The sequence below is a fragment of the Xanthomonas translucens pv. cerealis genome (genome assembly GCF_006838285.1).
GTDB classification, from domain to species: domain Bacteria; phylum Pseudomonadota; class Gammaproteobacteria; order Xanthomonadales; family Xanthomonadaceae; genus Xanthomonas_A; species Xanthomonas_A cerealis.
The window spans coordinates 1,073,940-1,100,206 of sequence record NZ_CP038228.1 but is presented as its reverse complement, the minus strand read 5'-3'; the positions used below and the strand labels follow the sequence as shown (position 1 = coordinate 1,100,206).

Genomic DNA, 26,267 nt, shown 5'->3' with positions numbered 1-26,267 from the left:
GCGCGAGCGTGTGCCGGGCATCTTGGAGGCTAGTTTGCCCGGAGACCTCTAGCTATGGCTGGATCAATTTTACGGGAGGCTGACAGGTCGGATTCGGCCCCGCATAGGCGCCACCCGGAGGGAGGCCACGCTGGCCGCGTCCAGGCTGGCCCGGCTGAAATCGAGCCGGTCGGCGCGGCGAAGTTCGGCCAGCAACACCTGATGCAGACGGTGCCACACACCCGCGGCCTGCCAGTCACGCAATCCGCGCCAGCAGGTCATGCCGCTGCCGTAACCAAGTTCATGGGGCAGATCCTCCCAAGCGATGCCAGTGCGCAGCACCTACACGATGCCGCTGAGTGCGCTTTGGTGGTCTACGCGCGGCCTACCGCCCTTGGGCGAAGGCGGCACCTATCGGGATCAAGGGTTGGATGCGCTCCCACAGCGCTGTGCTGATTTCTTTGCGGTAAGCCATTACCGCAAAGGGTGGCTCAACAGACGTGTTCAAGGGGCTTTTGTTAGCCGCTCTTAGGCCGGTCACAGTGCTTAACTCTTCCTGATTAGCCCCGACTCTCAGCCATGAAAATTGCTCGCTGCACGTAAAACCGGCTCTGGGCATGGTGTGGATTGCATCATGGCCGTGGCAAGTCGTGGCAGCATCTCGCGCAAGCGGAATCGACGATTAAAACGATAGGCCGCTTCTCCCAGGTAACGCCTTGCGTATTTGCCTTGCGCGATGGCGTGATACACGCCACTGATGGCGCGTTTGAGATTGCCCAGCACCACGTTGAGCCAACGTGCACCGGCCGTTTCGGTCGCGGCACGACCACCGCCAGTGTCCAGCGTGGTGTGCGCGTGGCCGGCGTCTTCTAGCCGGCGCAAGCAGGCCAGCCCATCGGTGTAGACCTCGCATTCGGGCGCCAAGCGACGGGCAATCCAGTCCTGCAGCGAGGTGTTATCGAAGCTGCGCACCGGCTCGATCACCACAAAGCGCGGCGCGGTGAAGGTGGCATCGGTCTGCACCGCAATCAGGAACGCTTGTTTGTTCTCTGATCCGCGTCCGGCCTTGCCACCGTTACGCTCGCCGCCGAGATAGGCATCGTCGATCTGCACGAAACCCGCCAGTTTCCGCATGGATTCGCGCTCGGCCATAACCTGCATGATCTTGTGTTTCATCCGCCAGGCCGTCTTGTAGTTGACGCCCAGATGCCGCATCAACTCCAGCGCGGCCATGTTGGTGTTGGTCGAGGTCAGCAGGTGCAACGCCAGCATCCAGGTGCGCAGCGGCAGTTTGGTGCCTTCGAACATCGTGCCAGCGATCAGGCTGGTCTGATGCCGGCACGCGCTGCATTGGTAGTAGATCGCAGCACCCCGCTTGAAACGCGACCGCGCCCGTCCAGCACAGGATGGGCAGCGAAATCCCTGCGGCCAGCGCCACTTGTAGAGCGCGCGATAGCACTTGGCCTGGGTGCCGTAGGACGCGAAGAACTCAGACATCGACAATCCAGCTTGGAACTGCACGGCATTGATGCTCATCAGGCCACCTCGTTGGCTTCAGGTGACAGCAGCATCCACCCAGCGCGGCGCAGATCCTGCGACAGGCAGCTGAAGGTCAGGGCTAATCAGGTAACTCTTTGACGCCAATGACGCGCGGAAGCTATTCAGCAGCAGCTTCGTCCAGCGCATTAGCGCGCGATATTCGTTCTCGCATCATGTGCGAACTCCGACAATTGCAGCATTCACATGAAGAAGTCGAATGAGTCCGCGACAGCCATGGCTTGCTTAACTCGCTGAACGGGCTTGACGGCCCATCCGGAGTGCATACAACGGCACCAAACCACCGAAGTGCTCTCCACCCTTCCGGCCACAACCTCTCTATCAAGAGCGGCACGCCCTCGAGCTCAACCTGATGAGGCTGCCTGGAGTCAGATCGTTGGTCGTTCTTGCCGCTCATTGCCGTTATGAATAACAGCCGAAAGCTGGGAGCGTCAACCATAAAAAAACGCTCTGAACAATCAGAGATACTTGGGCCGCATTTGGGCCATTGAACTCAGAAAACCATTCCTGACCTACCTATTCACAGCCATTCAATGCTGCTTGTAGTTTTCAGAGAATTACTAGGCTTTCAATGAGTTCCACCTCATAGAGGTGGTGGGCGGTACAGGGTTCGAACCTGTGACCCCTACCATGTCAAGGTAGTGCTCTACCGCTGAGCTAACCGCCCATCGCTGCTGCGGCCATACCGCTGCAGGGGCGCGAATTTTAGCCCACCTTGCAGCCAAGAACAATAGCCGCCGGCAGGACGCCGCCAGCCTCGTGCCTAGCTGACCAGGCTGGCGTCGCGCAGCTTCTTGATCTGGTCGCGCACCCGCGCAGCGTCCTCGAACTCCAGGTCGCGGGCGTGCTGGTACATCTTCTGCTCCAGCGCCTTGAGCCGCGATGCTATCTCTGCCGGCTCCAGCATGCGGTAGTCGGCCGGCTCCTCCGCCACCCGGCGTCCCTTGCCCTTGCCGGACTTGGTCTCTACCGCGCCATCGGCGCGCGCGCCCTCCAGGATATCGACGATCGGCCGCGCCACCGACTTCGGAGTGATGCTGTGCTCGAGGTTGTACTCCACCTGCTTCTCGCGGCGACGCCCGGTCTCGTCGATCGCCGCCTGCATCGAGCGGGTCATCCGGTCCGCGTACAGGATCGCCTTGCCGCGCAGGTTGCGCGCGGCACGGCCGATGGTCTGGATCAGCGAACCGGTGGACCGCAGGAAGCCCTCCTTGTCCGCGTCCAGGATCGCGACCAGCGACACCTCGGGCATGTCCAGGCCCTCGCGCAGCAGGTTGATCCCGACCAGCACGTCGAACTTGCCCAGGCGCAGGTCGCGGATGATCTCTACGCGTTCGACCGTGTCGATGTCCGAGTGCAGGTAGCGCACCTTGACTCCGTGTTCGCTAAGGTACTCGGTGAGGTTCTCGGACATGCGCTTGGTCAGCGTGGTGACCAGCACGCGATCGCCCAACGCCACGCGCAACCCGATCTCCGACAGCAGGTCGTCGACCTGGGTGCCGACCGGGCGGATTTCCACCTCCGGATCGATCAGTCCGGTCGGGCGCACTACCAGCTCGGTGATCTCGCCGGCCGATTCGCGCAGCTCGTACGGGCCGGGCGTGGCCGACACGTAGATGCTGCGCGGCGAACGCGCCTCCCATTCCTCGAAACGCAGCGGCCGATTGTCCAGCGCGGACGGCAGGCGGAAACCGAACTCGACCAGCGTCTCCTTGCGCGAGCGGTCGCCCTTGTACATCGCGCCGATCTGCGGGACGGTGACATGCGACTCGTCCACGACCAGCAGCGCGTCGGCCGGCAGGTAGTCGAACAGGGTCGGCGGCGGCTCGCCTGCGGCCTTGCCGGTGAGATGCCGCGAGTAGTTCTCGATGCCGTTGCAGTAGCCGACCTCGGCCATCATCTCCAGGTCGAACTGGGTGCGCTGCGCCAGCCGTTGCGCCTCGACCAGCTTGTTCTGCGCGTACAGCTGCTCCAGCCGCTCCTTCAACTCGATCTTGATCGTGTCCACCGCGCTGAGCGTGCGTTCGCGGGTGGTGGCGTAGTGGGTCTTCGGGTAGACGGTGTAGCGCTGCAGCTTGCGCAAGGTCTCGCCGGTCAGCGGATCGAACAGGGTCAGCTGCTCGACATCGCCATCGAACAGCTCGATGCGCAGCGCCTCGCTGTCCGACTCGGCGGGAAACACGTCGATGACCTCGCCGCGCACGCGGAATGTGCCGCGGTGCAGTTCGTATTCGTTGCGGGTGTACTGCAGGTCGGTCAGATGCTTGATCAACTGGCGCTGCTCGATATGCTCGCCGATCGACAGGATCAGGCGCAACGACAGGTAGTCCTCCGGCGCGCCCAGGCCGTAGATCGCGGACACCGTCGCCACCACTAGCGCATCGCGGCGCGACAGCAGCGTCTTGGTCGCGGCCAGGCGCATCTGCTCGATGTGCTCGTTGATCGAACTGTCCTTCTCGATGAAGGTGTCCGAGGACGGCACGTAGGCCTCGGGCTGGTAGTAGTCGTAATAGCTGACGAAGTACTCGACCGCGTTGTTCGGGAAGAACGCCTTGAACTCGCCGTACAGCTGCGCGGCCAGGGTCTTGTTCGGCGCCATCACCAGGGTCGGCTTCTGGATCGCCTCGACCACGTTGGCGATGGTGTAGGTCTTGCCCGAACCGGTGACCCCGAGCAGGGTCTGCTTGGCCAGACCGGCCTCGAAGCCGGCCACCAGCTTCTCGATCGCCCGCGGCTGGTCGCCGGCCGGCGAGTACGGCGATACGAGTTGGAAACGGTCGGACATGAACGGGCCTCGGGATGAATGTGAGTACAGGAGCCTCGGCTGACGCACTGCCGGGAGGATTCCTTACATGGGAACGGTGAACCCTCTCATTCAAGCCCCTGCGCAAGGGGACCGAGACTGGTAGCCCCCATCGAAGGGTGACTCCCATGTGGAAATCCAGTGTTCGAGGCTACACATTGCTGCAGTTGGCAATCGTGATGGCGATGATCTGCGTGCTGACCGCGATCGGCATACCGGCCTTCCAGGACCTTCTGATGCGCCAACGCCTGGCCGTCACCAGCTATCGGCTCAGTTCGCAGCTTGCCCTGGCGCGCAGCAGCGCCATCAGCTACGGCACGCCGGTCAGCGTGTGTCCATCGGGTGGCGACGGGAAATGCCGCGCCGACAACGACTGGAGCCACGGATGGATGGTCTACCGCGACCTGGAACGACAAGCGCAACCGACCGACCCAAGCAGGATTTTGGGCCTGGAAACCGCACCGGCGGCGGCCTCCATCACTGTCATCTCGAACAGCGGCAGGCAGGCCGTGCGCTTTCTGCCGGACGGCCGCAGCGCCGGCAGCAACCTCAGCATCAGGATCTGCGGAAAGGGGCGCCTGCTGGCTGAGGTGGTCGTGAACAACGCCGGCCGGACCCGCTTGGCCAGGGCGGCGGCAAGTCAGGCCTGCCAAGCGAAAAACTGAATTCCCGGAGCAACGAAAAAGGGCTTGCGGATGACCTGCAAGCCCTTGATATTTCTGGCGCCCGAAGTTGGACTCGAACCAACGACCCCCTGATTAACAGTCAAGTGCTCTAACCGGCTGAGCTATTCGGGCGGGGAGGCGCATTGTATAGAGGCCTTAGGGGCATGACAAGGGGGGCAAGGCAGCCCCCCCCCCCTTCAGCGCTAAGCTTCCTACTCAATCACCAGCATTCAGCTTCGTTCGCGCCTGTTGATGTCGTGCGGGCGCCAGTCTGGTCGAGGCTCAGCGCACCGCATTTCGTGTCCTTCTGCAAGTCGGTGGGCGTGGCTGTGAGCTTGAAAGTACTGGCGGTTGGCTGACCAGTAAAGCTCATTGTGTAGAACCGGTCTACGCCCGCGTCACACACCGGAGCTTTAGGTGGATTTCCGTCCTCGTTGAGGTACGACATTTTGAGTGTGTACTGGCGCTCCATCAACTGAGCTCCTTGCTGCACGCATACCGCCGCAGCAGACCGGCGCGCCTTGACAACATAGGCCTGGTAGCTGGCGAAGGCGATGGCCGCCAGGATGCCCACGATCAGCACCACGATCATGATTTCGATGAGGGTGAAGCCGCGCTGCCGCGAAGGAGTGCCAAGAAGGGGACGCATCAATCGTTCCTCAGAAGTTCACGCCAGGACACGCGCTTCATGCTGAGCGCGCTGCTATTGGTGCCAAGACTGATCGTACTGGCATTGTCCAGACCGATCTGCATCTGATCGCCGATGAAGATGGGGCTGTTGGGACTGCTGTTCAGCCCGATCCCGGAAACAGGCTTGCCATTCAAGGTATCTCCGGCGCTGGAGCCACCGCTGCCGTCCAGATCGAAGAACGACTGCGGCATGCGCCCGCCCGTGAACGGATTGATCGCCATCACGAAGCCCTTGCCGCTGGGACTACAGACATCGCCCGAGTCGGGTATCCGAGTAGTGCCGATCAACGCGGTCCCCTGGAAGAAATTCGACACCACCATGCGCTCGCCCTCCGCCGTTCCGGAAGGGGGGATCAAGTCCATGTACCAGCCATTCACGCCAGGACTGGGCTGATCTTCGATGACGCGCACGGCATACCCGTTCACGACACCCTGCTGCTCGATATCGACCTTGTTCAAGGTGGAGCGATCCGAGGCGATCGCGCTACCGCGATCGATCAAGCCATACCAGGTCTGCACGTCCTTGTTGGAAATATCTCCATCGGACAAGTACTTACCGGTACCGAAGAATACCCAGGTCAATCCTGTCGAAGGATCCTTTGCCGCGGTTGGCGCAGCGGTGATCGGCTGAGTCTTGGCAGCGTACTGCGCAGTGAACAGGCGCGTCGCCTTGCCAGAGGCACCAGTCATGTCGAAGCGCCACAGATTGCCTTTCAAATCGCCGGCATAGATTCGATCGACGATGTAGTCGTTGTTCGAGGACCACGCCAGCACCGAGGACAAGCCATTGTCGCCAGCCGCGCCGGTCGCAATGCTGCTGGAGTCCCCGCTCAGAACGTTGACCAGCACCAGATCGGCCGAATCGCCGCTATTGTTGGGACCATTACCGACCATTGCATACCACTGGCCGTTGCCAAGCTGCCCGATGATCGGCTTGCCAAGATTGTTCCCCAGCGCAGCAAGGTCGGTAGAGGTCTTGTCCCACAGCAGGGAAATGTTGTCAGGATCGGTGACGTCCAGCGCGAACATGCCCTTGCCGCCGCGCCCCATGGTTACAATCAGAATGGAGCGCCAGCTCGCAGACGCCGTATCGTAGATGTCGGAAACGGTGAGCTCCCCATCCACGTAGTAGCGATGCTGGTACCCGGGATCGGTGTATTTCAGCAGGCCGTTCATCGCCGCCGCTGGCACGAACGCGAACTTTTCGGCGCCAGAGCCAGCGTCGAAACCATGCAGCATGCCGTCGTTGGCGCCCACGTAAAGCATTGGAGTGCGCGTCGCCTTGGCAGCGGCAAACGATGCGTATGCACTCGCGCCGGTAAAGCTTGCTGTGGTGTAGAGCCGCGCATTCGGCGAGCCCACATAGACCGGCTGCGAATTGACGATGTCGCCCAGGATGCCGGTCCGCGTGCGTAGCGTACCGTTGGTGTTGGACTTCTCGTTGGAACGATCCCCTCGCAAATAATCAATCTGCGCTTGGGTCGCAGTAGAGAGAGCAGTACCAGACAGATTCGAAGAGTTGAAATCCTTCAAAACGCCAGCTCTGGCGAACTTGATGACCCGACTACTCCAGGAAGGAAAATTTTCGCCAGCGCTCCATGCCTGGGTAAGCGCACCGCTGGAACGATCGACCTTGTACCCTGCAACATCGCCACGCCACGTACCGGCGTAAAACGATGATTGATAGGCCATCGCGCCAGATTCCAATTTCGTCGTATTACTGGAAAGTGACGCCGCCGAACCCCTCAGTTGATCCAGGATACGCTGGAAAGCGCTTTTAAGGCTGCTGACCATCTTCGCGGCTTCGTTTGCGACATAGAAATTGTCAGCACGTTGGAAATCCTTATTGCCACCAACATATTCCCTATTCGTCCACCAAGCCTCAATCGCAAGGGGCTTGATATTAGTATTAGGATCATATCCTGCCGGAACGGTGAAACCGCCGTATTTTCCAGCCAACCAATATTGATTCTTCACTTTGCTTTTGTAGTCGCCGCCTTCGACCACATCTACCCAATTCGTCGATACAGTCTGGATTCCCGGCAGATCAGAGCGCAGATCCTGAGTATGCGCATGATAAGCGAGCGCGGCAATATATCCAGAATTTCCATTTCCGTTAAAATTAGCGGAAGTTGCACGCGACAACGCAGTCGCATCAGACTGCCCTTCCATCTTCAAGATATTGGTCAGCAATTTGACGACATCGACGGCCTTGTCATTCTTAACCTCCTGCGGCATCGCAGGCTCATTGCTAAGGCTAGTACCACCATACCCTTGATTGCCCGGAAGGTTTTTATCGTTATGGGTATTGGTGTCACCAATACCAAGAATAACGTTCGTCTGACACCAATACGATATGGGGTCGAGCTTTTTATCATTCCATTTATTGATTACAGGAAAAGCATCCGCCTGCTGATAGCGCACATTGGCATCAGCACTGGTAAAGGCGGAGTAGGCGGCTACATCACCCTGTTTTTTGAAGTACCGCAAGGCCGCGTAATAAAGCTCGCTGACGTCGTCATTACTTTTGATGTTCTTGCCCGTCTTCATCTGCCCGAATTTATTCAGATAGTTGATGACACCACTATTGATGATAGGTTTGCTTGCGCCAACGAGAAGCGTCGCCGCATCCGCATCCGCCTTGTCCGGATTTACAACAAGCACGCCCGTCGTTGGATCCCACTCAGCATTTGGATTAGTTGCCGGCCCTTGCTCCGGCGCATACGTTTTTGGCCCTACAAACTTCTGCCTGGCACGCAAGACCCCTGTATCAACTCCATTACCATCGATATTCAAATATCCAAATATGCTGTATTTTATCCGTTGCGAATACTGCTGAATCAGCCCTTCCGGCTTATAGCCCTGCGAATAATTGACGCAATTATCTTCCAATCCTGCGGAACTGTCGCAGACCTTGACTCGCACACTTACGGCAAAAACCGCGTTATCGTCGGTTAGAACGCACTTATTTTTGCTATCGTAGCTTACACAGCTACCGTCCAATGTGTGTATTGCTGGATTGTATGGATATATCAAAGAAGTGTTGATATTGGTAGTGTTAACCACATCGACATTCTTCGTGATCCACATCTGGCTGCCGAGTCCATCTACACGAATCTTGAGGCTACTCCACTTGGAAGCGATGCCCCCCTTCACTGTATTGGCATCGGACACCGTGCGCCTCGGGAAATCTCTAACATCGACCCGCTCGCCGATTGCCTTCTCAACCACGGTGGTAGTCGGCGTATCGACCACGCGATATCCACCGGTCAATGCCGAACGGAATGGATCGATAGTCTGAGTCCCAGCCCAATTGAGAAAATTTCCCGACCAATAGCCATCTGCATCGCACTGATAATTAGCGTTGGGCTGAGCCTCGGTCCGATTGACCGGGTAAAAATAGCGATTGGCCTCAGTCTCTTCGTAGTGGTATTTGTAACATTTGGACGAGTCAAAATAGCCCACATATTTCGTACCAACCACAAAATCGCCCAGGTTGGCCACACTAATCGCAGTGGGATACTCAACCGAAGGCACCAGCGCGAGATTACCGGGCACGTCACTGCCCACGTACAGCGGAGATTGCGACACGTCGACCTCCGCGCCCGCACCACCGATGGTCCCGATCAGGAGACCTGCCGCCACGGCGAGGAACGAGTCCCTGCGCGTCGCATTTTTTGCCCGACTGGTCATGGTGAAGGCCTTTACTTGACGGTGACGTTGGTTTGCAGGACGACGATCGCGCGCCCATCTGCGGCCGCGGGGCTGGCGCTGCGCGCGATGATCCGGTAGTAGTGTTCGAGCGAGGTACCGCCGGCACCGCCGTACTGATTCTGATTGACGCTCGACCCCAGGCCCAGTTGGTCTTCGCTGGTGCGCTGACCCAGGTATTGGATGTAGTACTGCGGGGGGCCGGGTTGCAACGTCTGGGCGATTTTGGCATCCACCCAACATTCTTCGGCACCCAGCGTGCATCCACTGACATTGCCGGTATAGGTATTACTCGGTATGGCAGGGCAGACGGTGGTGCCGGATGAGCAGTTGAATCCCACGGGATTGCCGCTTGCGGCGCCCTGGATGACTTTTTCCGCATCGCGCAGCGCGCCTTCCGCCGCCTGGAATGCCAGACTGCGGTCACGCATGTTGGAAGACATCCGCTCCTCCAGCAACGTGCTGCGCAGTACGGCCAGGCCCAGCAAGGTCATGACCAGCAGCAGCAGCAGCACGATGATGAGGGAGATGCCGGATTGCCGACGGATGGACGAATGCATGCTCACGAATTCCTGTTCCTGATGCTCACGATGGTCGTGAATTCACGCGACAGCGGCGTGTTGTCGCTGCTCACGGCGTCCCCGGAATTGACCGTCATGGTGATCTTGACCGCAACCACGTTGGCCCAATCAGCGACGGCAGCGCCTGTGACGTAGCCGCTCTTTCCGGTAACCAGATACTCGAACTGCAAATTCGAGACACCTTCGGTGATTTCGTTTGCGTTGACCGTGCCGCCCGGCCCGAGCACAGCCTGGTATAGCGAGGTGCCGCGCGGGTTGTCCGCGACATACCAACGCACCGCGCGCAACTCGGTCAGCAGGGAATTCATCTCGTAGGTGTAGTTATTGGAGCCGGCAGCACAGACTCCCGGCAGACGTCCTAGCCGATTGCATGCGTTCAAGGCGCCGCTCTTGTAGGTAACACTGGTGCCCGAGACGCCATCGGCTTGCAGCACTGCAACCTGTTGCCGGTCGCACAGCAACATCACCGCATTGGTATGAAGATCGGCGGCGGCGGCGTTGAGCGTCAGGGTCTGGCTGCCGGCGTTGTGCGCAGTGACGGTGGCGCCACCATTGCTTGCGGACAGGACCTGGATCGCATCGGTGCCGCTCTTGGAGGTGATACCCGGCGGGCCGCTGTTGTCGAAGCCCTGCAGCGGCTGCGCCCAGTTCTTCCACCACTCGGACGTGGGATCAGACAGTACGTTGGCCACAGGCAACCCGGAGTCGCAGGGGTTACCGCCCGCCTCTCGGATATCCCGGGCCATCATTTCGAAGGCGATGCGGGCCGATTCCTGCACCCGGCTCAGGCCTTCGGTGGCCGCGTAGGTCTTGCGATTGGACAGGAAGATGCCGATGGCAGCGCCGACGACCAGCAAGCCGAGCAGCATCGAAATCATCAGTTCGACCAGGTTGAAGCCGGACTGACGGGACGGTGAGGTGCGAAGAAAAGAAGGCTTCACAGCTGCGTCACCGTATCGAGCGTCTGCGTGGCACTACCAATACGGGACTGGCTGGCATCTGCAGCACGGCTATCGTCCCACTGGATGCTGACCTTACATTTGCCATCCAGGCATGCAATAGAACCGCAGGTCGTCGTGGGATCGCCGCCGATGGTGTTTTGCAGAGCGCCAAGCCACGCGGCTTGATCATTCTGGATCAGGCTGCCGCCGGTCGGCGGCTTGCAGACCATGCCGGCAGTGTTGTATTTGCCGATCAGCGCAGCGTCGCGGTTGGCGCGCATCGCATCCAGAATGGTGTAGGTCTGCATGACGATCTGACTGCGCTGCATCGCGCTCTGGTTGTTGCGTAGCGCGGTGGTCTGCATCGCGGCCACGCCGAGCATGCCGATCCCGAGGATCAGCACGGAGATCATCACCTCGATGAGGGTGACGCCGGCGATGTTCCTGCCGCTGTGGAATCGTTTCATGGCGCCTCTGCTTGTCAAGGAGCGGTCTGGGCCGAACATTGGCCGCCGTTCGAACTACGCGCGATGGAAACCCGACTGCCCCCGCTCATGGACACGCTGCGCACGTTGTCGGAGGGACTGGTGACCGGCATGCAAACGACGAGCACTGCATCGCTGTTCAATGGCGTACCGTTGCTGTCGCGGGCGATACCGTCGGCATTGAACGTGAGCTTGTCGCCCAGCGCATCCAGTGCCGAACTGGAAACGGACAGTCCGGTGCGCAGCGTCGTTGTCCGCAACACGGTGCCGTCGCGCGCCACCGTCAGCACATGGGTCCAGTCGCCGCCGCTGGCGCAGGTGCTGCCGTTGTCGCTGCGGCACAGACTGACCCCGCCGTTCAGGCGCACCGCCTCCGAGCGCGATACCTGCAAGGCGGCGACCAACTCATTGGCGGTGCTGGTCAAGCGGTTGCTGCGGATCAGCATGGTGAAGCTGGGAAATGCCAACGCCATGATGATCGCCAGCACGGCGACCGTGACCATCAGCTCTACCAGCGTGAACCCGCGCAGCCTGGATACGGCAAGGCGGCGCTGCTCAGGAACACACATATCGTTTCCCCAAATTTCCCCAGGCGAACGCTAACGGGTGTACCGCCGCCGCACCAGCCATTGCCGACGGATGGCGGATATGGGCGGCTGGACGGATCGTGCGAACCGGCGCCGTTGCCGGCATGATGCGCGTCCGCCCTCCTCCGCCCGCTCTCGATGCCCTCCCCCGCGTACTCGAACGACCAGTTGCAAGTGCTCAAGCAACCATCCACGCTGATCTGGATCGTCATGGCCGGCGAATGCATCGCCGCCATTCTGGCGCTGACCCCGAGCCAGGGCCCAGGGGGAAACCGCTGGGTCTACTTCGGCCTGGCCTCGCTCGGTATCCAATGGGTGGCATTGCTGACCCTGGCCAGCCTGCTGATGCTGCGCCGCGCCCTGGCCGGCAGAGGCATCCTGCCGATCACTGCCGCGACGCTTGGCCTGATGCAGTTGCTGACCTGGTTGATCAGCTGGGTGATCCTGTCTGCGTTCGGCGACTACTGGCAGCTGTCGACCGCAGCATGGCTGACGCTCTCGCTGCAGCTGTCCGGCATCACCTTGCTGATCGGCCTGCTCGGTATGGCCGCGCTGAACAACCATATCCGCATCAAGCAATTGGTCGAACGCGCCAAGCAGGCGGAAATCGACGCGCTCACCGCGCGCGTGCAGCCGCACTTCCTGTTCAATACGCTCAATACCGCGGTGATGCTGGTGCATCGCCAACCGCAGCAAGTCGAGCAGTTGCTGATGGATCTATCCGATCTGTTCCGCGCCGCGCTGGCAACGCCCGACCTGGTCAGCCTCGACGACGAAATCGACCTGGCGAGGCGCTATCTCGACATCGAAGCCATTCGTTTCGGACCGCGCCTGCGCGTGCGCTGGGAGCTGCCGTCGCCGCTGCCGCAGGCCAGAGTCCCGCGGCTTTCGCTGCAACCCCTGGTCGAGAACGCAGTGCATCACGGGATCGAATGCTCGCCCGATGGCGGCGAGATCCGCATCGCCATCGGCCAAGCCCACAACCGACTGAAGATCGAGGTCAGCAATACGCTGCCCCCGGCCGGTTCCACGCCGCACCTGGGTCGTGGCCACCGGGTCGGATTGTCGGCATTGCGCACGCGCCTGGAAAGCATGCAGGGCGGCGTCCTGAGCACGGGCCTGGAGGACGACGCGTTGTTCGTGGCGACGATCCGGATCGAACTCAGGCCATGACCCGATAACAAGGCCGGTACTCGCCGGAAATCTTCATCCGGCGCTGCTCGACGAAGGCGCGCAGCAGTGCGTCCAGGGCCTGCATCATGTCCGCGTCGCCATGGATCTCGAACGGGCCGTACTGCTCGATGCGGCGCATGCCGTCTTCCTTGACGTTGCCGGCAACGATGCCGGAGAAGGCACGGCGCAGATCCGCCGCCAGCGCGTGCGGCGGGCGCCCGTGGTGCAGGTCGAGCGCGGCCATCGCCTCGTGGGTCGGCACGAACGGACGCTGGTATTCCAGCGGGATGTCCACAGACCAGTTGAAGTAGAACGCGTCCTTCTGGTCCTTGCGGTGCAGGCGCACCTGTTGGATGCCCTCGGCCATCTTGCGCGCCACCGCGACCGGATCGCCGACCACGATCTCGTAGCGCGAGGTAGCGACCTCGCCCAGGGTCAGGCGCAGGAAGCGGTCGATCTGCTGGAAATACGGCGCGGCGATGGTCGGGCCGGTCAGCAGCAGCGGGAACGGCAGCCCGCGGTTCTCCTCGCGCAGCAGGATGCCGAGCAGGTACAGGATCTCCTCGGCGGTGCCGACGCCGCCGGGGAACACGATGATGCCGTGGCCGATGCGGACGAAGGCCTCCAGGCGCTTCTCGATATCCGGCATGATCACCAGGTGGTTGACGATCGGGTTCGGCGACTCGGCGGCGATGATGCCCGGCTCGGTGAGGCCGATGTAGCGGTTGTCGTGCTTGCGCTGCTTGGCATGGGCGATGGTGGCACCCTTCATCGGCCCCTTCATCGCGCCCGGGCCGCAGCCGGTGCAGATGTCCAGCCCGCGCAGGCCCAGCTCGTAGCCGACCTGCTTGGTGTACAGATATTCGTCGCGCGAGATCGAATGGCCGCCCCAGCACACCACCAGGTTGGGATCGGCCGGTTGCAGGATGCGCGCGTTGCGCAGCTGCCCGAACACGGCATTGGTGATGCCTTCGCCGGACTCCAGGTCGGCGGCCGATTCCGGCCCCAGTTCGATCGCCATGTAGGCCAGGTCGCGGACCACGGCGAACAGCAGCTCGGCCACGCCATTGATGATCTCCCCATCCACGAACGCCATCGCCGGCGCATTGGATAGGTCGATGCGCACGCCGCGATCGCGCTGCACCACCTGGATGTCGAAGTCCGGATAGAGGTCGCGCGCGGCGCGGGGGTCGTCGGACGCACTGCCACTGGTCAGCACCGCCAGCGCGCAGCGCCGCAGCAGTTCGTGCAGCCCTCCGCTGGACGCGTCGCGCAGGCGCACCACTTCCACGCGCGAGAGGATGTCCAGGGCGCCGCGCGGGTAGATCCGCGCATCCACTACCGGCAGCGCCCGCGCCGCCGTATTGCTCGTCGTCATATCGCAATTCTTGTCGTTGTCGTCAACGGCGACTGTAGCGTCAGCTTCCGCAAAAGAAAACGGCCGGGTTGCCCCGGCCGTTTCATGTAACGCCTGCGCGAAGGCCTGGTTAGAACGTGTAGCGCAGCGTCAGCAGCAGCGACCAGCGCTGCGACGGGTTCTGCGTTTCGTTGATGGCCAGATCGGTCGGCGCATAGGTGCCGTTGCGGTTGTACAGGCTGGTGCTGGAGATATCGTAGATGTACTTGCCGTCCGCGGTGACGCCGGCCACGTTGGCCAGGTTGCGCACCAGCGGGAAGTCGGCACGGCGCTCCACACCCCAATCCTTGTTGAGCATGTTCAACACATTGAACATGTCCAGGCGGATCTCGCCCTTGTGGCCCTTGGCGAAGCCGGGAATTTCCTGGCTGAAGGACATGTCCAACTGGTTCACCCACGGCGCACGCGAGGAATTGCGCTCGGCAACGTCCCCCTTGTAGCGCGCCAGCTCCGGATGCTTGCCGATGTAGTCCCAGAACGACGAGGACAGCTGCTGCGAGGTCGCGTTGGCCCAGACCACGTCGCTCGGACCGGACGGCACGTAAGCCAGCGAGCGGCCGGACGACAGACCCAGGCCCTGGGCATCGTTGCCGAACACCCAGCTGTACGGCGCGCCGTTGTGGCCGTCGTAGAACGCGGAAACGCGGGTCGCGTAGTCGCCGAAGAACTTATGCTCCCAGCTCAGCTGCGCGATGATGCGGTTGGGGATGGAGTAATTGGAAATGCCTGCGGCGTCGTCGGACGGGTTGTACCAGGCGCGATTCTGATAGCTGCTGTAGGCGACGCTGGAGGTACCTGGGTTTACTTCGGTGGCGCGGCTGTAGGTGTAGGCCAGCATCGCGCTCCAGGTGCCGTCGAAGGGCTTCTTCAACGACACGGTGAAGTTGTCCGACTTACCCTTGTCCGTATTGGTCAGATAGATGACGTTGCTGAACGACGCATTCTTGTTCCAGTTCGCGGTGTTGGTGCTGCCCGGCGCCTGGTTCGGGAAGCGCGCATAGGTATAGCGGCCATCCGGCAGCGTGCCGGTCGGCGTACCCATGTTCAAATCCTGGTACAGGATGCCTTTGTCGACGTCGAGATGCTGATATTCCGCGGTGAACACCAGGTCCTGCCACGGCAGTTGGTGGTCCAGGCCCAGGGTGTATTTGTAGACCGCCGGCAAGTCGAAGTTCGGATCGACCACGTTCATGGTCATGCTGGAGCTCCCCAGGCCCGGCGGGGTTACCGTGCCGCCCGGGACTGGCTGGCCCAGCGGATTGGAGCTGAACGCCGGATCGGTCGCGGTCTTCCGGCGGTTGACGTCGTAGGTGGTCACAGCAACGCCATTGTTGGAATACGGGTTACCCACCCACACCGCCGGGGTATTGGAGACGAACAGACCGGCACCGCCACGCAGTTGGGTCGGACGCTCGGTATCCAGGTCGTAGTTGAAGGAGAAGCGCGGCTGCAGGACGCTGTTGCCGTCGATGGTGCCGGTGTTGGAGAAGCCGAAGCCACCCACTGACGCGTTGGCGTTGGCCGGGGTCGCGCGCAGGCCGCACGCGCCGAAATTGCCGGTGACGCCCGCGTCCGCGGCGAAACACGGATTGTAGGTCGGCATCGGATTGACCTTCGGCACGTCGTAGCGCAGGCCGTACTGGATCGACAGACGCTCCGTCGCCTGCCACGTGTCCTGCAGGAACAGGCCGTACTGCTTCATCTTGAAGATGGCGGCGACGTTGTCCAGCGTATAGCCCGCCGCCGGCTGCGACAGGCGGTAGCGGCGGTAGGTGCCATTGACGAAATCGGCAATCGAGTTGAACTCGTAGGTGCCGTTGTAGCGCTGCAGGAACAGGTTGTAGACCTCGTCCTGCTGGTAGTCGATACCGGCCTTGACCACATGGTCGCCGAGGAACCAGCTACCGGCGAAGTACGCGTTCCAGCTCTCGACGCTGAGCACATTGGCCTGGCTGGAATAGTCGGTGCCGAGCAGCACGCTGCTGCCGCTGTCCGCGCCACTGGTGCGCACGGTGATTTCGGGCTGGTAGCCGCCGACCAGCGGCGCACGGTCCTGCTCGAACTTGCTGTAGCCCACCGACGCTTCGGTGGAGAACTTCTCGCTCCAGTCGTCGTAGAAGCTCAGCGCATAGCTGGTGTTGGTCTTGTTCAACACGTACCAGTTGCTCGACAGCTTCAGCTGTGTGGAACTGCTGGCGGTGATGATCGGCTCGTCTTCTTCGGTACGGCTGAAGCGCAGGCTGGCGCGGTGGTAGTCGCTGATGTTCCAGTCGAGCTTGGCCAGGTAGCGCTTGCTTTCGATGTCGGTGCTGGCCGAACCGTCGTCGCCCGGCGAAAGCCCGAGGTTCTGCGCGGTCGTGGTGATCTGCTGGAGCTGCGCCGTGGTTACGCCGCTCACCTTGCTGATGGCGCTGGAATCGGAGGTGCCCCAGATCGCGCCCGGGGCCTCCTTCTTGCTCTCCTCGTAGGAAGCGAAGAAGAATAGCTTGTCCTTGAGGATTGGGCCGCCCAGGGTCGCACCCTTGGTGGTGTCTCTGGTGTAACCGGTCCACTTCGCGTCGGTCTCGCCCTTGCCGATCATGTCGTCGGCATTCTGGTAGACGTAGTAAGCCGAGCCGTGGAAATCGTTGGTACCGCTCTTGGTGACGGCATTGACCCAAGCGCCCACGCCGCGACGGGTGGCGACGTCGAAGTTGGCGGTGGAGATGTTGTAGCTCTCGATCGCGTCCTGCGAGATCGGCGTGCCCTTGGTCGGCAGGCCGTTGTCGGTCAGACCGAAGGGATCGCCCGCGCTGATGGTGTCGACGGTGATGCTGTTGTAGCGATTGTTCTGGCCCATTGCCGAGAACGCGCCGCGATCGCGGTCGGTGACCACGACGCGCGGATCGGAACGCACCACGTTCTGGATCGAGCGGTCCGGCATCGGCGTGCGGTCGAGATCGCCGCGCGACAGGTTGGTGGAAATGCCTTTGTTGTCCGAGGTGAACGCCTCGGAACCGCGCGCGGCGGTGACCTGCATGGACTCCAGCGTGGCGACGTCGCCGGTCAGCTGCGCATTGACGCTGGCGACCTGATCCAGGCTCAGATAGATGCCTTCCTGGGTCTGGGTGCCATCGCCAGACTTGGTGATGGTGACGTTGTATGGGCCGCCGACGCGCAGGCCGCGCGCGTTGTAGCGGCCGCTCGCATCGGTGCTGGCGCGGCTGACCGTTCCGGACTCGACGTGGGTAATGGTCACTTCGGCGCCCGCGACGGGCTGGCCATTGTGGGTGACCATGCCACCGATGCCGGAGGAGGTGCTCTGGGCGAACACGGGGGCGGCGGCGAGCGCAGCAACGAGGCCAAGGGTGAGCTTGGACATCCGGAGACGGCGGGGTTGAGTCATTGCAATAGCCTCAATGGAAATTGACGAAATGCGCATGGCGCGCCGTCTTGGTCGGCGCACGGCAGCGGAATGAGGTTCGTGCCACCTTGCTGGATCCCCCGCAAGCATTAACGCGAGTTTAACACCATAGGGCCGATTTGTTGCCGAAACGTGACGAACTGGCATAAACGGACATGACGCCCTCTACATCACAGTTTGCGTGTTCATGCCGTCTGCGCCAGCGCAGCTGGCGTGCGATCGCCGCCAATATGCTGCGCGTTGCAGCATTGGCACGAATCGACAGAGATATAGCGCAGCACCACGCGAGCGCACGCGGCAGACCGCCGCTCAGCCGGCGACCGGCAGCTTCAGATAGACGCCGAGGCCGTCCAGGAACATCTGCACCGAGATCGCCACCAGCAGCATGCCCATCAGCCGCTCGACCGCGATCAGCACGCGCATGCCGAGCAGCTTGTACAACAGCGTGCCGGAAAACAGCAGCGCCGAGGTGCCGATCCAGGCCAGGATCAGCGCCAGGCTCCATTCGCCCAGCCGGGCGGGTTCGTTGCTGCCCATCAGCATCACCGCGGCCATGCCCGACGGCCCGGCCACCAGCGGGATCGCCAGCGGCACGATGAACGGCTCGCCGTCGGGAATCTCGCCCATCAGCCCTTCCGGGCGCGGGAAGATCATGCGGATGCCGATCAGGAACAGTACGATGCCGCCGGCGATCGACACCGATTCCTGGCGCAGATGCATCACTTCCAGCGCGTACTTGCCGCCCCACAGGAACGCCATCAGCACGCCCAGCGCGATCAGCAGCTCGCGCGCCAGCACCACGCGCTGGCGCTTGGCCGGCAACGGCTTGAGCACGCTGAGGAACACCGGGATGTTGCCCAGCGGGTCGAGGATCAGGAACAACAGCAGGGCTGCCGACAGGATGGTCATGCCAGGGGATTCCAGATCGCGCCGCGGTGCGCGGCGCCGGCGGGCGCCAGCAGTTCCACGCAGGCGGCGGCGTAGTGCGCTGGATCGACCGCGTCTAGGTCTTCCTGGTGAGTGTAGGCGCGTGCGCGCAGCGCGCTGCGCATCGGCCCGGGTTGCAGCCCGGCCACGCGCACCGTCGAGGCCGCCAGTTCGCCGTGCAGAGTCGCCAGCAGGCCGCGGCGGCCATGCTGGGCCACGCCGTAGCCGCCCCAGTAAGCCTGGCCGACACGCGCCGGGTCGTCGAGCGCGAACACGATCGCCGCGTCCGCGGCCTGCTTCAGCAGCGGCAGGCAGGCCTGGGTCAGCCAAGCCGGGGCGGTCAGGTTGATGTGGATCGCGCGCGCGAACTGCGCCGGGTCGGCGTGCTCGAACGGGGTCAGGCCGACGAAATCGGCGGCGCAATGCAACAGCCCGTCGAGCCGCCCGAGTTCGGCCTGCACCCGCGCGGCCAGCGTCGCATAGTCTTCCGGCGTGGCGCCGAGCAGGTCCAGCGGATACAGCAGCGGCTGCGCGCCGATGGCGGCGATCGCGTCGTAAACCCGGTTCAGGCGCGCCGGCTTGTGCCCGAGCAGCACCACCGTGGCGCCGGCCTGGGCGCAGGCCATTGCCGCGGCGCTGCCCAGCCCGCCGGCGGCACCGCACACCAACACCACGCGCTGCGCCAGCACGCCCGCGTTCGGCATGGCCGCCGCTGTCACGGCTGGTAGGCCTCGGCCACGATGCGCTGCAGCTCGCCGGATTCGAACAGTTCCATGGTGATGTCGCAGCCGCCGATCAGTTCGCCGTGGATGAACAGCTGCGGGAACGTCGGCCAGTTCGAATGGCGCGGCAGATTGGCGCGGATCTCGGGCTCGTCGAGCACGTTGACGGTGTGCAGCCGATCGGCGCCGGCGGCCAGCAGGGCCTGCAGCGCTCGGCTGGAAAACCCGCACATCGGATACTGCGGCGTGCCCTTCATGAACAACACGATGGGATGGCGTTCGACGTCGGCCTGGATGCGCTCCATCACCTGCATGCGGGTTTTCTCCTGCTGGGGCGAAAGAACGACCTTTGCGGTCGGCTAGACTTTCGCGTAGCCGCATAGTGTAAGCCCTGCGCATGGCAGTACCGAAACACGCCCCCAAAACCGCTCCAGAGGATCCATGGCCATCGAACTCGCTCCCCTGCCGTACGACCGCGCGGCGCTGGCGCCGCACCTGTCCGCCGAGGCCCTGGACCAGCACCACGGCCAGCACCAGCGTGCGCTGGTCGAACGCATCAATGCGCAGATCGCCGGCAGCGAATTCGCGGAACTGCCGCTGCAGGACCTGGTGCGCCGCACCCAGGGCCGCCTGTTCCAGCACGCGGCCGAGGTCTGGAACCACGCGTTCTATTGGCGCGGACTGCGCCCGCGCGGCGGCGGCGAACCGGGCGGCGCGCTCGGCGAGCGCATCGCCAGGAACTTCGGCGATTTCGCACGTTTCAAGGCCGAGTTCGAGCGCATGGCGCTGGCTGTGTTCGGCTCGGGCTGGGTGTGGCTGGTGCAACGCCCGGACGCCACGCTGGCGCTGCTCGCCACCGTCAACGCCGGCTCGCCGCTGACCGGCGAGGACACCCCGCTGCTGGCCTGCGACCTGTGGGAACACGCCTACTACATCGACTACCGCGGCGACCGTGCGCGCTACCTGGAAGCGTTCTGGAAGCTGGTGAACTGGGAGTTCGTGGCCGCGAATCTGGTTTGAAGCCGGCATTCGGGATTCGGGATTCGGTCTGACCGGCCGCCGGCATCGTTGCGTCGCCCCGGCCACGCCCAGGCATGGCCGAGGCGCGACCGTCGGCACCCGCTCAGCCCTGCCCGCGCAGCGCCTCGATCACCGGGGCGACCTGCTCGTCGCGCTGCAACTGCGCAGCAACCGTCTGCAACGCCTGCGCCAGCGCCGCAGGCGTGTCCTCGCGCAGCGTGGCGTGGCCGACCTTGCGGCCTTCCCGCGCTTCCTTGCCGTAGTCGTGCCAATGTCCGCCCGGCTGCGCCAGCACCGGTGCGGTGTCGGGCATCTGCCCGATCCAGTTGAGCATGCAGGCATGGCCGAGCATGCGCGTGGAGCCCAGCGGCAGGCCCAGCACCGCGCGCAGATGGTTCTCGAACTGCGAGGTCTCCGCGCCTTCGATGGTCCAGTGGCCGGAGTTGTGCACGCGCGGCGCCATCTCGTTGGCGAGCAGTTCGCCGTCGCGGCAGAACAGCTCCAACGCGAATACGCCCACGTACTGCAGGCGCTCGGCCAGCGCCTGCGCGTGGGCGATGGCGGCCCGCTGCAGCGCCGCATCGGCCTGCGCCGGGGCCAGGCTGGCCGACAGCACGCCCTGCACATGCCAGTTCTCGGTCAGCGGCCAGGTGCGGAACTCGCCGTCGCGGCCGCGCACCGCGACCACACTGATCTCGCGCTGGAACGGCACGAAGGCTTCCACGATCAGGCCCACGCTGGCTGCCTGCGCGCCCAGCGCGACCCACGCCGCATCGGCATCGGCCGCGGACGTGATCCGGAACTGGCCCTTGCCGTCGTAGCCCAGGCGCCGGGTCTTGAGAATGCATGGGATACCGACCTGCGCCAGCGCCGCGTCCAGTTCGGCGCGGCTGCCGATCGCGGCGAACTCCGGCACCGGGATGCCCAATTCGCGGAACAGGGTCTTCTCGGCAAGGCGATCCTGCGCCACCGCCAGCGCGCGCGGGTTCGGGAACACCGGCACCCGCTCCGCCAGCCACTGCGCGCTGGCCGCCGGCACGTTCTCGAAATCGAAGGTGACCACGTCGACCTTCGCGGCGAACGCGGCCAGCGCCGCCTCGTCGCGGTAGTCGCCGACCTGCAGCGGCGCCACCTGGCCGGCGCAGGCGTCGGCCACCGTATCCAGCATCACGAAGCGCAGGCCCAGCGGCGCACCGGCCACGGCGAGCATGCGCGCCAGCTGGCCGCCGCCCAGAATTCCGACGCTGGTGGTCATTGGCGCGGGTCGTCCTTGGCCATCACCTCGTCGGTCTGGCGCTGGCGGAAGGCGTCCAGCGCTGCGCCGATGTCGGCGTGCTCGGCGGCCAGCATCGCCGCGGCGAACAGCGCGGCATTGGCCGCACCGGCATTGCCGATCGCGAACGTGGCCACCGGGATGCCGGCCGGCATCTGCACGATCGACAGCAGCGAATCCAGGCCGTTCAGCGCCTTGGACTGCACCGGCACGCCGAGCACCGGCACCGCGGTCTTGGCCGCGAGCATGCCCGGCAGATGCGCGGCGCCGCCGGCGCCGGCCACGATCGCGCGCAGGCCGCGCGCGCCGGCCGCTTCGGCATAGGCGAACAGCACGTCCGGGGTGCGGTGCGCGGACACCACCTTCACTTCATAGGGCACGCCCAACGCGTCGAGCTTCTGCGCCGCATGCTGCATGGTCTCCCAGTCGGAGCGGGAACCCATCACGATGCCGACGAGCGGCGTGGTTTGCTTGGAGGTCATGGCCGTCCCCTGCCTTAAAGACGTATTCTAGCCGTCTTCCACGCAAGACGAAGACCGGATGGATCGCAAACTGCTCGACCTGCTGTGCTCGCCCGACACCCGCCAACCGCTGGCCCTGCTGGATGCGCGCGGGCTGGAGGCGCTGAACCGCGCCATCGCCGCCGGCGGCGTGCAGCGCGCCGACGGCAGCCCGCAGGCGCAGGCGCTGCGCGAGGCGCTGATCACCCGCGACCGCAAGCAGGTGTTCCGCGTCGACGACGGCATCCCGGTGCTGTTGGCCGAAGAAGCGATCGGCACCGCCCAACTCGCCGACTTCCCCGGCAAATGAGCGCCACCGCGGTGCCGCTGCAGGCGCCCGCGCAGGAACGGATCGACGCCGACGTGGCACGCGCGCTGGCCGAGGACATCGGCAGCGGCGACGTCACCGCGGCGTTGTTGCCCGACCGCGCCGACCGCGCCTACCTGCTGTGCAAGCAGGACGCGGTGATCGCTGGCCGGCCCTGGTTCGACGCCTGCCACCGCGCACTGGACCCGCAGGTGCGGATCGACTGGCACATCGCCGAGGGCGAGCACGTGGCCGCCGGCACCGTGCTGGCGCTGTTGCACGGGCGGAGCCGCGCGCTGGTCAGCGCCGAGCGCGCCTCGCTGAACTTCCTGCAGACCCTGTCCGCCACCGCCACCGCCACCGCCGCTTACGTGGCCGCAGTCGCCGGCACCGGCGCGCGCATCCTCGACACGCGCAAGACCCTGCCCGGCCTGCGCCTGGCGCAGAAGTACGCGGTGCGCTGCGGCGGCGGCAGCAACCACCGCTTCGGCTTGTACGACACGGTGATGCTGAAGGAAAACCACATCCACGCCGCCGGTTCGCTGAGCGCGGCGGTGCAGGCGGCGCGTGCGCAGTGGCCGCAGCTGCCGCTGGTGGTGGAGGTGGAAACGCTGGCGCAACTGCGCGAAGCGTTGACGGTGGGCTGCGACCGCATCCTGATCGACGATTTCGACGCGGCGCAACGCCGCGAGGCGGTGGCGATCGCCGCCGCCGCGCCGTTCCACCGCGCGATTCCGTTGGAGGTCTCCGGCGGCGTCGATCTGGACGGCGTGCGCGCGATCGCCGCCGACGGCGTGGACTGCATCTCCATCGGCGCGCTGACCAAGCACGTGCAGGCGGTGGATCTGTCGCTGAAGCTGGGACCGCCTCCGCATAGCAACTGTTGCTGGTTAAGCTAGATCGCATCCAAGCGAATCGAAGGGATATCGCATTGCCTCGCCGCTCTCGATGATAAAGCAGGTCATAAACAATGCAGTTGAGTGCCCATGCGGTTTGCGCGTATGCCGGGTCTGCCATGTAACCGCATCCCTGGCGAACAGGGATCCAAGTAAGCTGAACCGTACGGACGTCCTGGAACCGCTGGTTCCAAAAGAGCGACTCCCAGACCATCCCCGTCCAAGTGCTATCATTCACTAGTTATCAGAAGAGCTACATCTTGCCCTCCATGGGCACAGGACACACTGCTACTGTTCAAGTGAGGAAATGTGATGGACACTTCTCGCCGTGCACGAACAACTCGTGCTGCTACTTGCGGTCTGGTCGCAGCGACCACTCTGCTCATCGCAGCAGCCCTAACAAGTTGTGTGAGCGACTCAGCTCGGTCCATCGGTGCTACACGCCCAGAGTGCCTCGTTAACGAGGATCCCATATCGACTGCACGTGACACAGGAATGTCCGCGCGTGAGCGAGACTGCGCCTCGCATCACGAATCTCAAGATCGAGCACAGGATGAAGGCATGGAACTGCGATTTGGCAGAAAGAACGACTAATGCATTGCGCAACGACTAGGCAAACCACTTTCAGTGGTAGACATATCGCTTACTGTCCCTTGCCCCTGCATACCGAGCTATACGCCTCCATGTAACTCTTGTCGAGGCACGACACTAGTCCATCGACAACATCAGCGTTCATCGGCCACCGCATCTTAACCTTCTGACCATTATCCATCGACATCTCTATGTAGCCATCTTTGACCGGCGGTAGTTCCGGCGAAGCAGGTACGGCGTTTAGTTTTTTCTGTGCCGCTACCAGCGCAGATGCGTCGTGCCTAAGGAACGCTACCGTTGCATCAACATAGGGATTCCAGCCGGCAAGATCTTTTTCTGTAGGCTGCCTGGACGCTTCCATCAATGGAATCGCATCCTCATAGTTACCGGCAAAGGCCCGTAGTTGCCCCTCGTGCCAAAACAGCAGACTAGAGCTATCGGAATGCACTTTGCGGTATTCCTTGATCAGATCTGCAGCTGCCAACTCGCACCCAGGCTTGGCAGCAACAGCGCGCCAGCCACCACCACCATTGCTCACATCCTGGTCAAATCTGTCTTGTTCCAGAGCAAGCATTGCTTTTTTATCAAAGCTGCATTTCGCTGGTTTACCCATTACCCCCCCTGACATCAGAAGCGCCAATGCTAGGGTGATCGACCTCATTATGTACATGAAAACGCCTCCTAAGCTTAGTGGGTGGCTTCAACTTGCCTATAGACGGTTGAACTTTTAACAACCGTCCCTCTACGACTAACCATTTCCTCGAACTCCTGAGTTCTCTCGAATTGAGGGAGCCCAATTTGATCTTGCTGGACCAACGAGAAATCCATCGTCTGCGCTCGCAACATACTCGCAAATGCCGCGAGCATCGGAAAATCCTTAACCATGCTCTCAACGAACAAAAACTGCCCGCCGGGGTTTATTTCAAGGAAATAGATATCCCCCTTCGGATCCACAATAAGATCCAAACAACCGTACTTGAGATTAAATACTGCTATAAGCTGCCTAATGCGCGCCTCAGTCGAGGGGTCGAGGGAAACCGATTCCACCACAGCTTCACGACCACCGATACCAAATCTCCAATCGACGAATGACCCTCCGTCGACCCGACTGATTTTGGCAGCGAACATGTAAGACCCAATTACTGTAACACGCAGCTCGTACCGCTTCTCGATATATCGCTGATATATCGCGGGACAAACCTCAATTTGATCAGACTCAAGCTCAGCCGTTCCATTCAAGACAGTCGTTGAGGCGATGCGATATGTCTGCTCGTCACCATAGTGCCAGAAATACGGATTAAACGGCTTCACGGCGACCTTGCCCACTCGACGCACAAAGTTCACCACCTCATCATAATGCGTGGAGATCAGCGTCTCCCGGACTAGAAACCCCAAGGAAGCCGCCGTATCTAGCTGGAATGCCTTGCATTGTGTTTGATCTGGAAATGGATTTCCCACCACAAAATTGGCAGCGGCGCGAACAGATACCGCAAGATTCAGATGACCAAACTTCAATTCATTTTCCACAAACTCGACCGCTTCTCTGTCAACGTTTTGTATCGGCGCATGCTTGACGATTCTGCGGAACCAGACACTATCCAATTTTTTTAACGTCCTGGCTCCCATTCGGATGCGACCGGGCAATGCACCTGGTGTCAGGGTTATCTGAGCATCCTCGGTCGCGCCTAGGCCATCCCATATGAACACCTCTGCTCCTAGCTTGCGCATAGCCCAGGCAACCGCTACCGCGTGGTAATCCTCACTATTGCCATAGATCAGGTGCATTGCAATACGCACTCCCATATTGTCAACCCTAAAGAGGGGGCAGCGACAGCTGCCCCCTCTTCCACATAAATCAGAAGTCGATCGTAGCGTCGCCATCAGGCTGAACAACGATGTGACTCGGAATACCGCCGCCGCCGCCGGTCAGGGTAGGATGCGAGGTGGCACCACCGCTGACTTCGACCAACTCATCTTCGGTCAGGACACGGCTATTCGCGTAGCAGACTGGCTTGATTTCCTTATTGCGAGACATAGCA

Annotated in this window: 23 protein-coding genes, 2 tRNA genes and 1 pseudogene; 5 read left to right on the top strand and 21 right to left on the bottom strand. The window is 62.4% G+C overall.

The window, feature by feature from the left end; all coding sequences use genetic code 11:
- Positions 1-85 precede the first annotated feature (85 nt).
- From E4A48_RS04845 to uvrB, 4 genes and pseudogenes are all read right to left on the bottom strand, one after another.
- Positions 86-454: pseudogene (locus tag E4A48_RS04845) on the bottom strand (transposase); the annotation flags it as partial.
- A gap of 98 nt (positions 455-552) precedes the next feature.
- Positions 553-1,515: an IS1595 family transposase gene (locus E4A48_RS04840; RefSeq protein WP_039006527.1), complete on the bottom strand. Its 963-nt coding sequence runs from the start codon at positions 1,513-1,515 to the stop codon at positions 553-555.
- 613 nt (positions 1,516-2,128) lie between these two features.
- Positions 2,129-2,203 (bottom strand) — tRNA-Val (locus E4A48_RS04835).
- Between the two features lie 96 nt (positions 2,204-2,299).
- Positions 2,300-4,321, bottom strand: a complete 2,022-nt coding sequence (uvrB, locus tag E4A48_RS04830; protein ID WP_039005201.1) for an excinuclease ABC subunit UvrB — start codon at positions 4,319-4,321, stop codon at positions 2,300-2,302.
- Positions 4,322-4,467: 146 nt separating this feature from the next.
- Between uvrB and E4A48_RS04825 the strand changes: the two genes are divergently transcribed.
- Positions 4,468-5,004, top strand: coding sequence for a GspH/FimT family pseudopilin (locus E4A48_RS04825; protein ID WP_038237525.1), 537 nt, complete (start codon positions 4,468-4,470; stop codon positions 5,002-5,004).
- A gap of 55 nt (positions 5,005-5,059) precedes the next feature.
- Here E4A48_RS04825 and E4A48_RS04820 read toward each other — a convergent pair.
- The 7 genes from E4A48_RS04820 to E4A48_RS04790 all read right to left on the bottom strand — a co-directional run bounded on the left by E4A48_RS04820 (position 5,060) and on the right by E4A48_RS04790 (position 11,981).
- A tRNA-Asn gene (locus E4A48_RS04820) sits at positions 5,060-5,136 on the bottom strand.
- An 88-nt stretch (positions 5,137-5,224) separates the two neighbouring features.
- Positions 5,225-5,653, bottom strand: coding sequence for a type IV pilin protein (locus E4A48_RS04815; protein WP_003468252.1), 429 nt, complete (start codon positions 5,651-5,653; stop codon positions 5,225-5,227).
- Positions 5,653-9,387 (bottom strand): pilus assembly protein, encoded by a 3,735-nt coding sequence (locus tag E4A48_RS04810; protein WP_068830081.1) that lies wholly within the window; start codon positions 9,385-9,387, stop codon positions 5,653-5,655. Before E4A48_RS04810 ends, E4A48_RS04815 begins: the two co-directional genes overlap by 1 nt.
- 11 nt (positions 9,388-9,398) lie before the next feature.
- A complete protein-coding gene (locus tag E4A48_RS04805; RefSeq protein ID WP_039005208.1) occupies positions 9,399-9,965 on the bottom strand; it encodes a pilus assembly PilX family protein in 567 nt (188 codons plus the stop codon).
- 2 nt (positions 9,966-9,967) lie between these two features.
- Positions 9,968-10,927 (bottom strand): PilW family protein, encoded by a 960-nt coding sequence (locus tag E4A48_RS04800; protein WP_039005210.1) that lies wholly within the window; start codon positions 10,925-10,927, stop codon positions 9,968-9,970.
- Positions 10,924-11,394 (bottom strand): type IV pilus modification protein PilV, encoded by a 471-nt coding sequence (gene pilV / locus E4A48_RS04795; protein ID WP_003468245.1) that lies wholly within the window; start codon positions 11,392-11,394, stop codon positions 10,924-10,926. Before pilV ends, E4A48_RS04800 begins: the two co-directional genes overlap by 4 nt.
- Before the next feature lie 14 nt (positions 11,395-11,408).
- On the bottom strand, positions 11,409-11,981 hold the full coding sequence (locus tag E4A48_RS04790) for a GspH/FimT family pseudopilin (RefSeq protein ID WP_080763338.1): 573 nt from the start codon (positions 11,979-11,981) through the stop codon (positions 11,409-11,411).
- A 156-nt stretch (positions 11,982-12,137) separates the two neighbouring features.
- Between E4A48_RS04790 and E4A48_RS04785 the strand changes: the two genes are divergently transcribed.
- Positions 12,138-13,172: a sensor histidine kinase gene (locus tag E4A48_RS04785; protein WP_038237519.1), complete on the top strand. Its 1,035-nt coding sequence runs from the start codon at positions 12,138-12,140 to the stop codon at positions 13,170-13,172.
- Here the strand turns inward: E4A48_RS04785 and ppnN are convergent.
- The 5 genes from ppnN to grxD form a co-directional block, all read right to left on the bottom strand.
- Complete coding sequence (gene ppnN / locus E4A48_RS04780; RefSeq protein ID WP_058195821.1) at positions 13,162-14,550, bottom strand: nucleotide 5'-monophosphate nucleosidase PpnN; 1,389 nt, start codon at positions 14,548-14,550, stop codon at positions 13,162-13,164. The two genes, E4A48_RS04785 and ppnN, sit on opposite strands and share 11 nt — an antisense overlap.
- A 109-nt stretch (positions 14,551-14,659) precedes the next feature.
- Positions 14,660-17,950 carry a TonB-dependent receptor gene (locus E4A48_RS04775; RefSeq protein WP_230812357.1) on the bottom strand — a complete coding sequence of 1,097 codons (3,291 nt, stop codon included), beginning with the start codon at positions 17,948-17,950 and terminating at the stop codon, positions 14,660-14,662.
- Positions 17,951-18,301: 351 nt separating this feature from the next.
- The gene (locus E4A48_RS04770) at positions 18,302-18,901 is read right to left on the bottom strand and encodes a MarC family protein (protein ID WP_039005216.1); all 600 of its coding nucleotides are present in this window, start codon (positions 18,899-18,901) and stop codon (positions 18,302-18,304) included.
- A complete protein-coding gene (locus E4A48_RS04765; RefSeq protein ID WP_039005217.1) occupies positions 18,898-19,623 on the bottom strand; it encodes an SDR family NAD(P)-dependent oxidoreductase in 726 nt (241 codons plus the stop codon). The genes E4A48_RS04770 and E4A48_RS04765 overlap by 4 nt, the downstream gene beginning before the upstream one ends.
- Before the next feature lie 11 nt (positions 19,624-19,634).
- Positions 19,635-19,955: a Grx4 family monothiol glutaredoxin gene (gene grxD, locus E4A48_RS04760; protein ID WP_003468232.1), complete on the bottom strand. Its 321-nt coding sequence runs from the start codon at positions 19,953-19,955 to the stop codon at positions 19,635-19,637.
- Positions 19,956-20,082: 127 nt separating this feature from the next.
- On the opposite strand from grxD, the gene E4A48_RS04755 reads away from it, so the two are divergent.
- The gene (locus E4A48_RS04755) at positions 20,083-20,661 is read left to right on the top strand and encodes a Fe-Mn family superoxide dismutase (RefSeq protein ID WP_039005218.1); all 579 of its coding nucleotides are present in this window, start codon (positions 20,083-20,085) and stop codon (positions 20,659-20,661) included.
- A gap of 103 nt (positions 20,662-20,764) precedes the next feature.
- Here the strand turns inward: E4A48_RS04755 and E4A48_RS04750 are convergent, their stop codons facing one another.
- Both E4A48_RS04750 and purE read right to left on the bottom strand, forming a co-directional pair.
- Complete coding sequence (locus E4A48_RS04750; RefSeq protein ID WP_039005219.1) at positions 20,765-21,916, bottom strand: 5-(carboxyamino)imidazole ribonucleotide synthase; 1,152 nt, start codon at positions 21,914-21,916, stop codon at positions 20,765-20,767.
- On the bottom strand, positions 21,913-22,416 hold the full coding sequence (purE, locus tag E4A48_RS04745) for a 5-(carboxyamino)imidazole ribonucleotide mutase (RefSeq protein ID WP_053839909.1): 504 nt from the start codon (positions 22,414-22,416) through the stop codon (positions 21,913-21,915). The genes E4A48_RS04750 and purE overlap by 4 nt, the downstream gene beginning before the upstream one ends.
- A gap of 58 nt (positions 22,417-22,474) precedes the next feature.
- Here purE and E4A48_RS04740 point away from each other — a divergent pair, with 58 nt between their 5' ends.
- Together E4A48_RS04740 and nadC are read left to right on the top strand one after the other, a co-directional pair.
- Positions 22,475-22,744 carry a Trm112 family protein gene (locus E4A48_RS04740; protein ID WP_009598075.1) on the top strand — a complete coding sequence of 90 codons (270 nt, stop codon included), beginning with the start codon at positions 22,475-22,477 and terminating at the stop codon, positions 22,742-22,744.
- Positions 22,741-23,640, top strand: coding sequence for a carboxylating nicotinate-nucleotide diphosphorylase (gene nadC, locus E4A48_RS04735; RefSeq protein WP_058195819.1), 900 nt, complete (start codon positions 22,741-22,743; stop codon positions 23,638-23,640). Before E4A48_RS04740 ends, nadC begins: the two co-directional genes overlap by 4 nt.
- Positions 23,641-24,280: 640 nt before the next feature.
- Here the strand turns inward: nadC and E4A48_RS04730 are convergent.
- The 3 genes from E4A48_RS04730 to E4A48_RS04720 form a co-directional block, all read right to left on the bottom strand.
- Positions 24,281-24,841 (bottom strand): hypothetical protein, encoded by a 561-nt coding sequence (locus E4A48_RS04730; RefSeq protein WP_260608065.1) that lies wholly within the window; start codon positions 24,839-24,841, stop codon positions 24,281-24,283.
- Positions 24,842-24,915: 74 nt separating this feature from the next.
- Entirely contained in the window at positions 24,916-26,013 is a 1,098-nt protein-coding gene (locus tag E4A48_RS04725; RefSeq protein ID WP_142741961.1) for an ATP-grasp domain-containing protein, read from the bottom strand.
- A 70-nt stretch (positions 26,014-26,083) separates the two neighbouring features.
- On the bottom strand, positions 26,084-26,263 hold the full coding sequence (locus tag E4A48_RS04720; protein ID WP_142741960.1) for a hypothetical protein: 180 nt from the start codon (positions 26,261-26,263) through the stop codon (positions 26,084-26,086).
- Positions 26,264-26,267 lie beyond the last annotated feature (4 nt).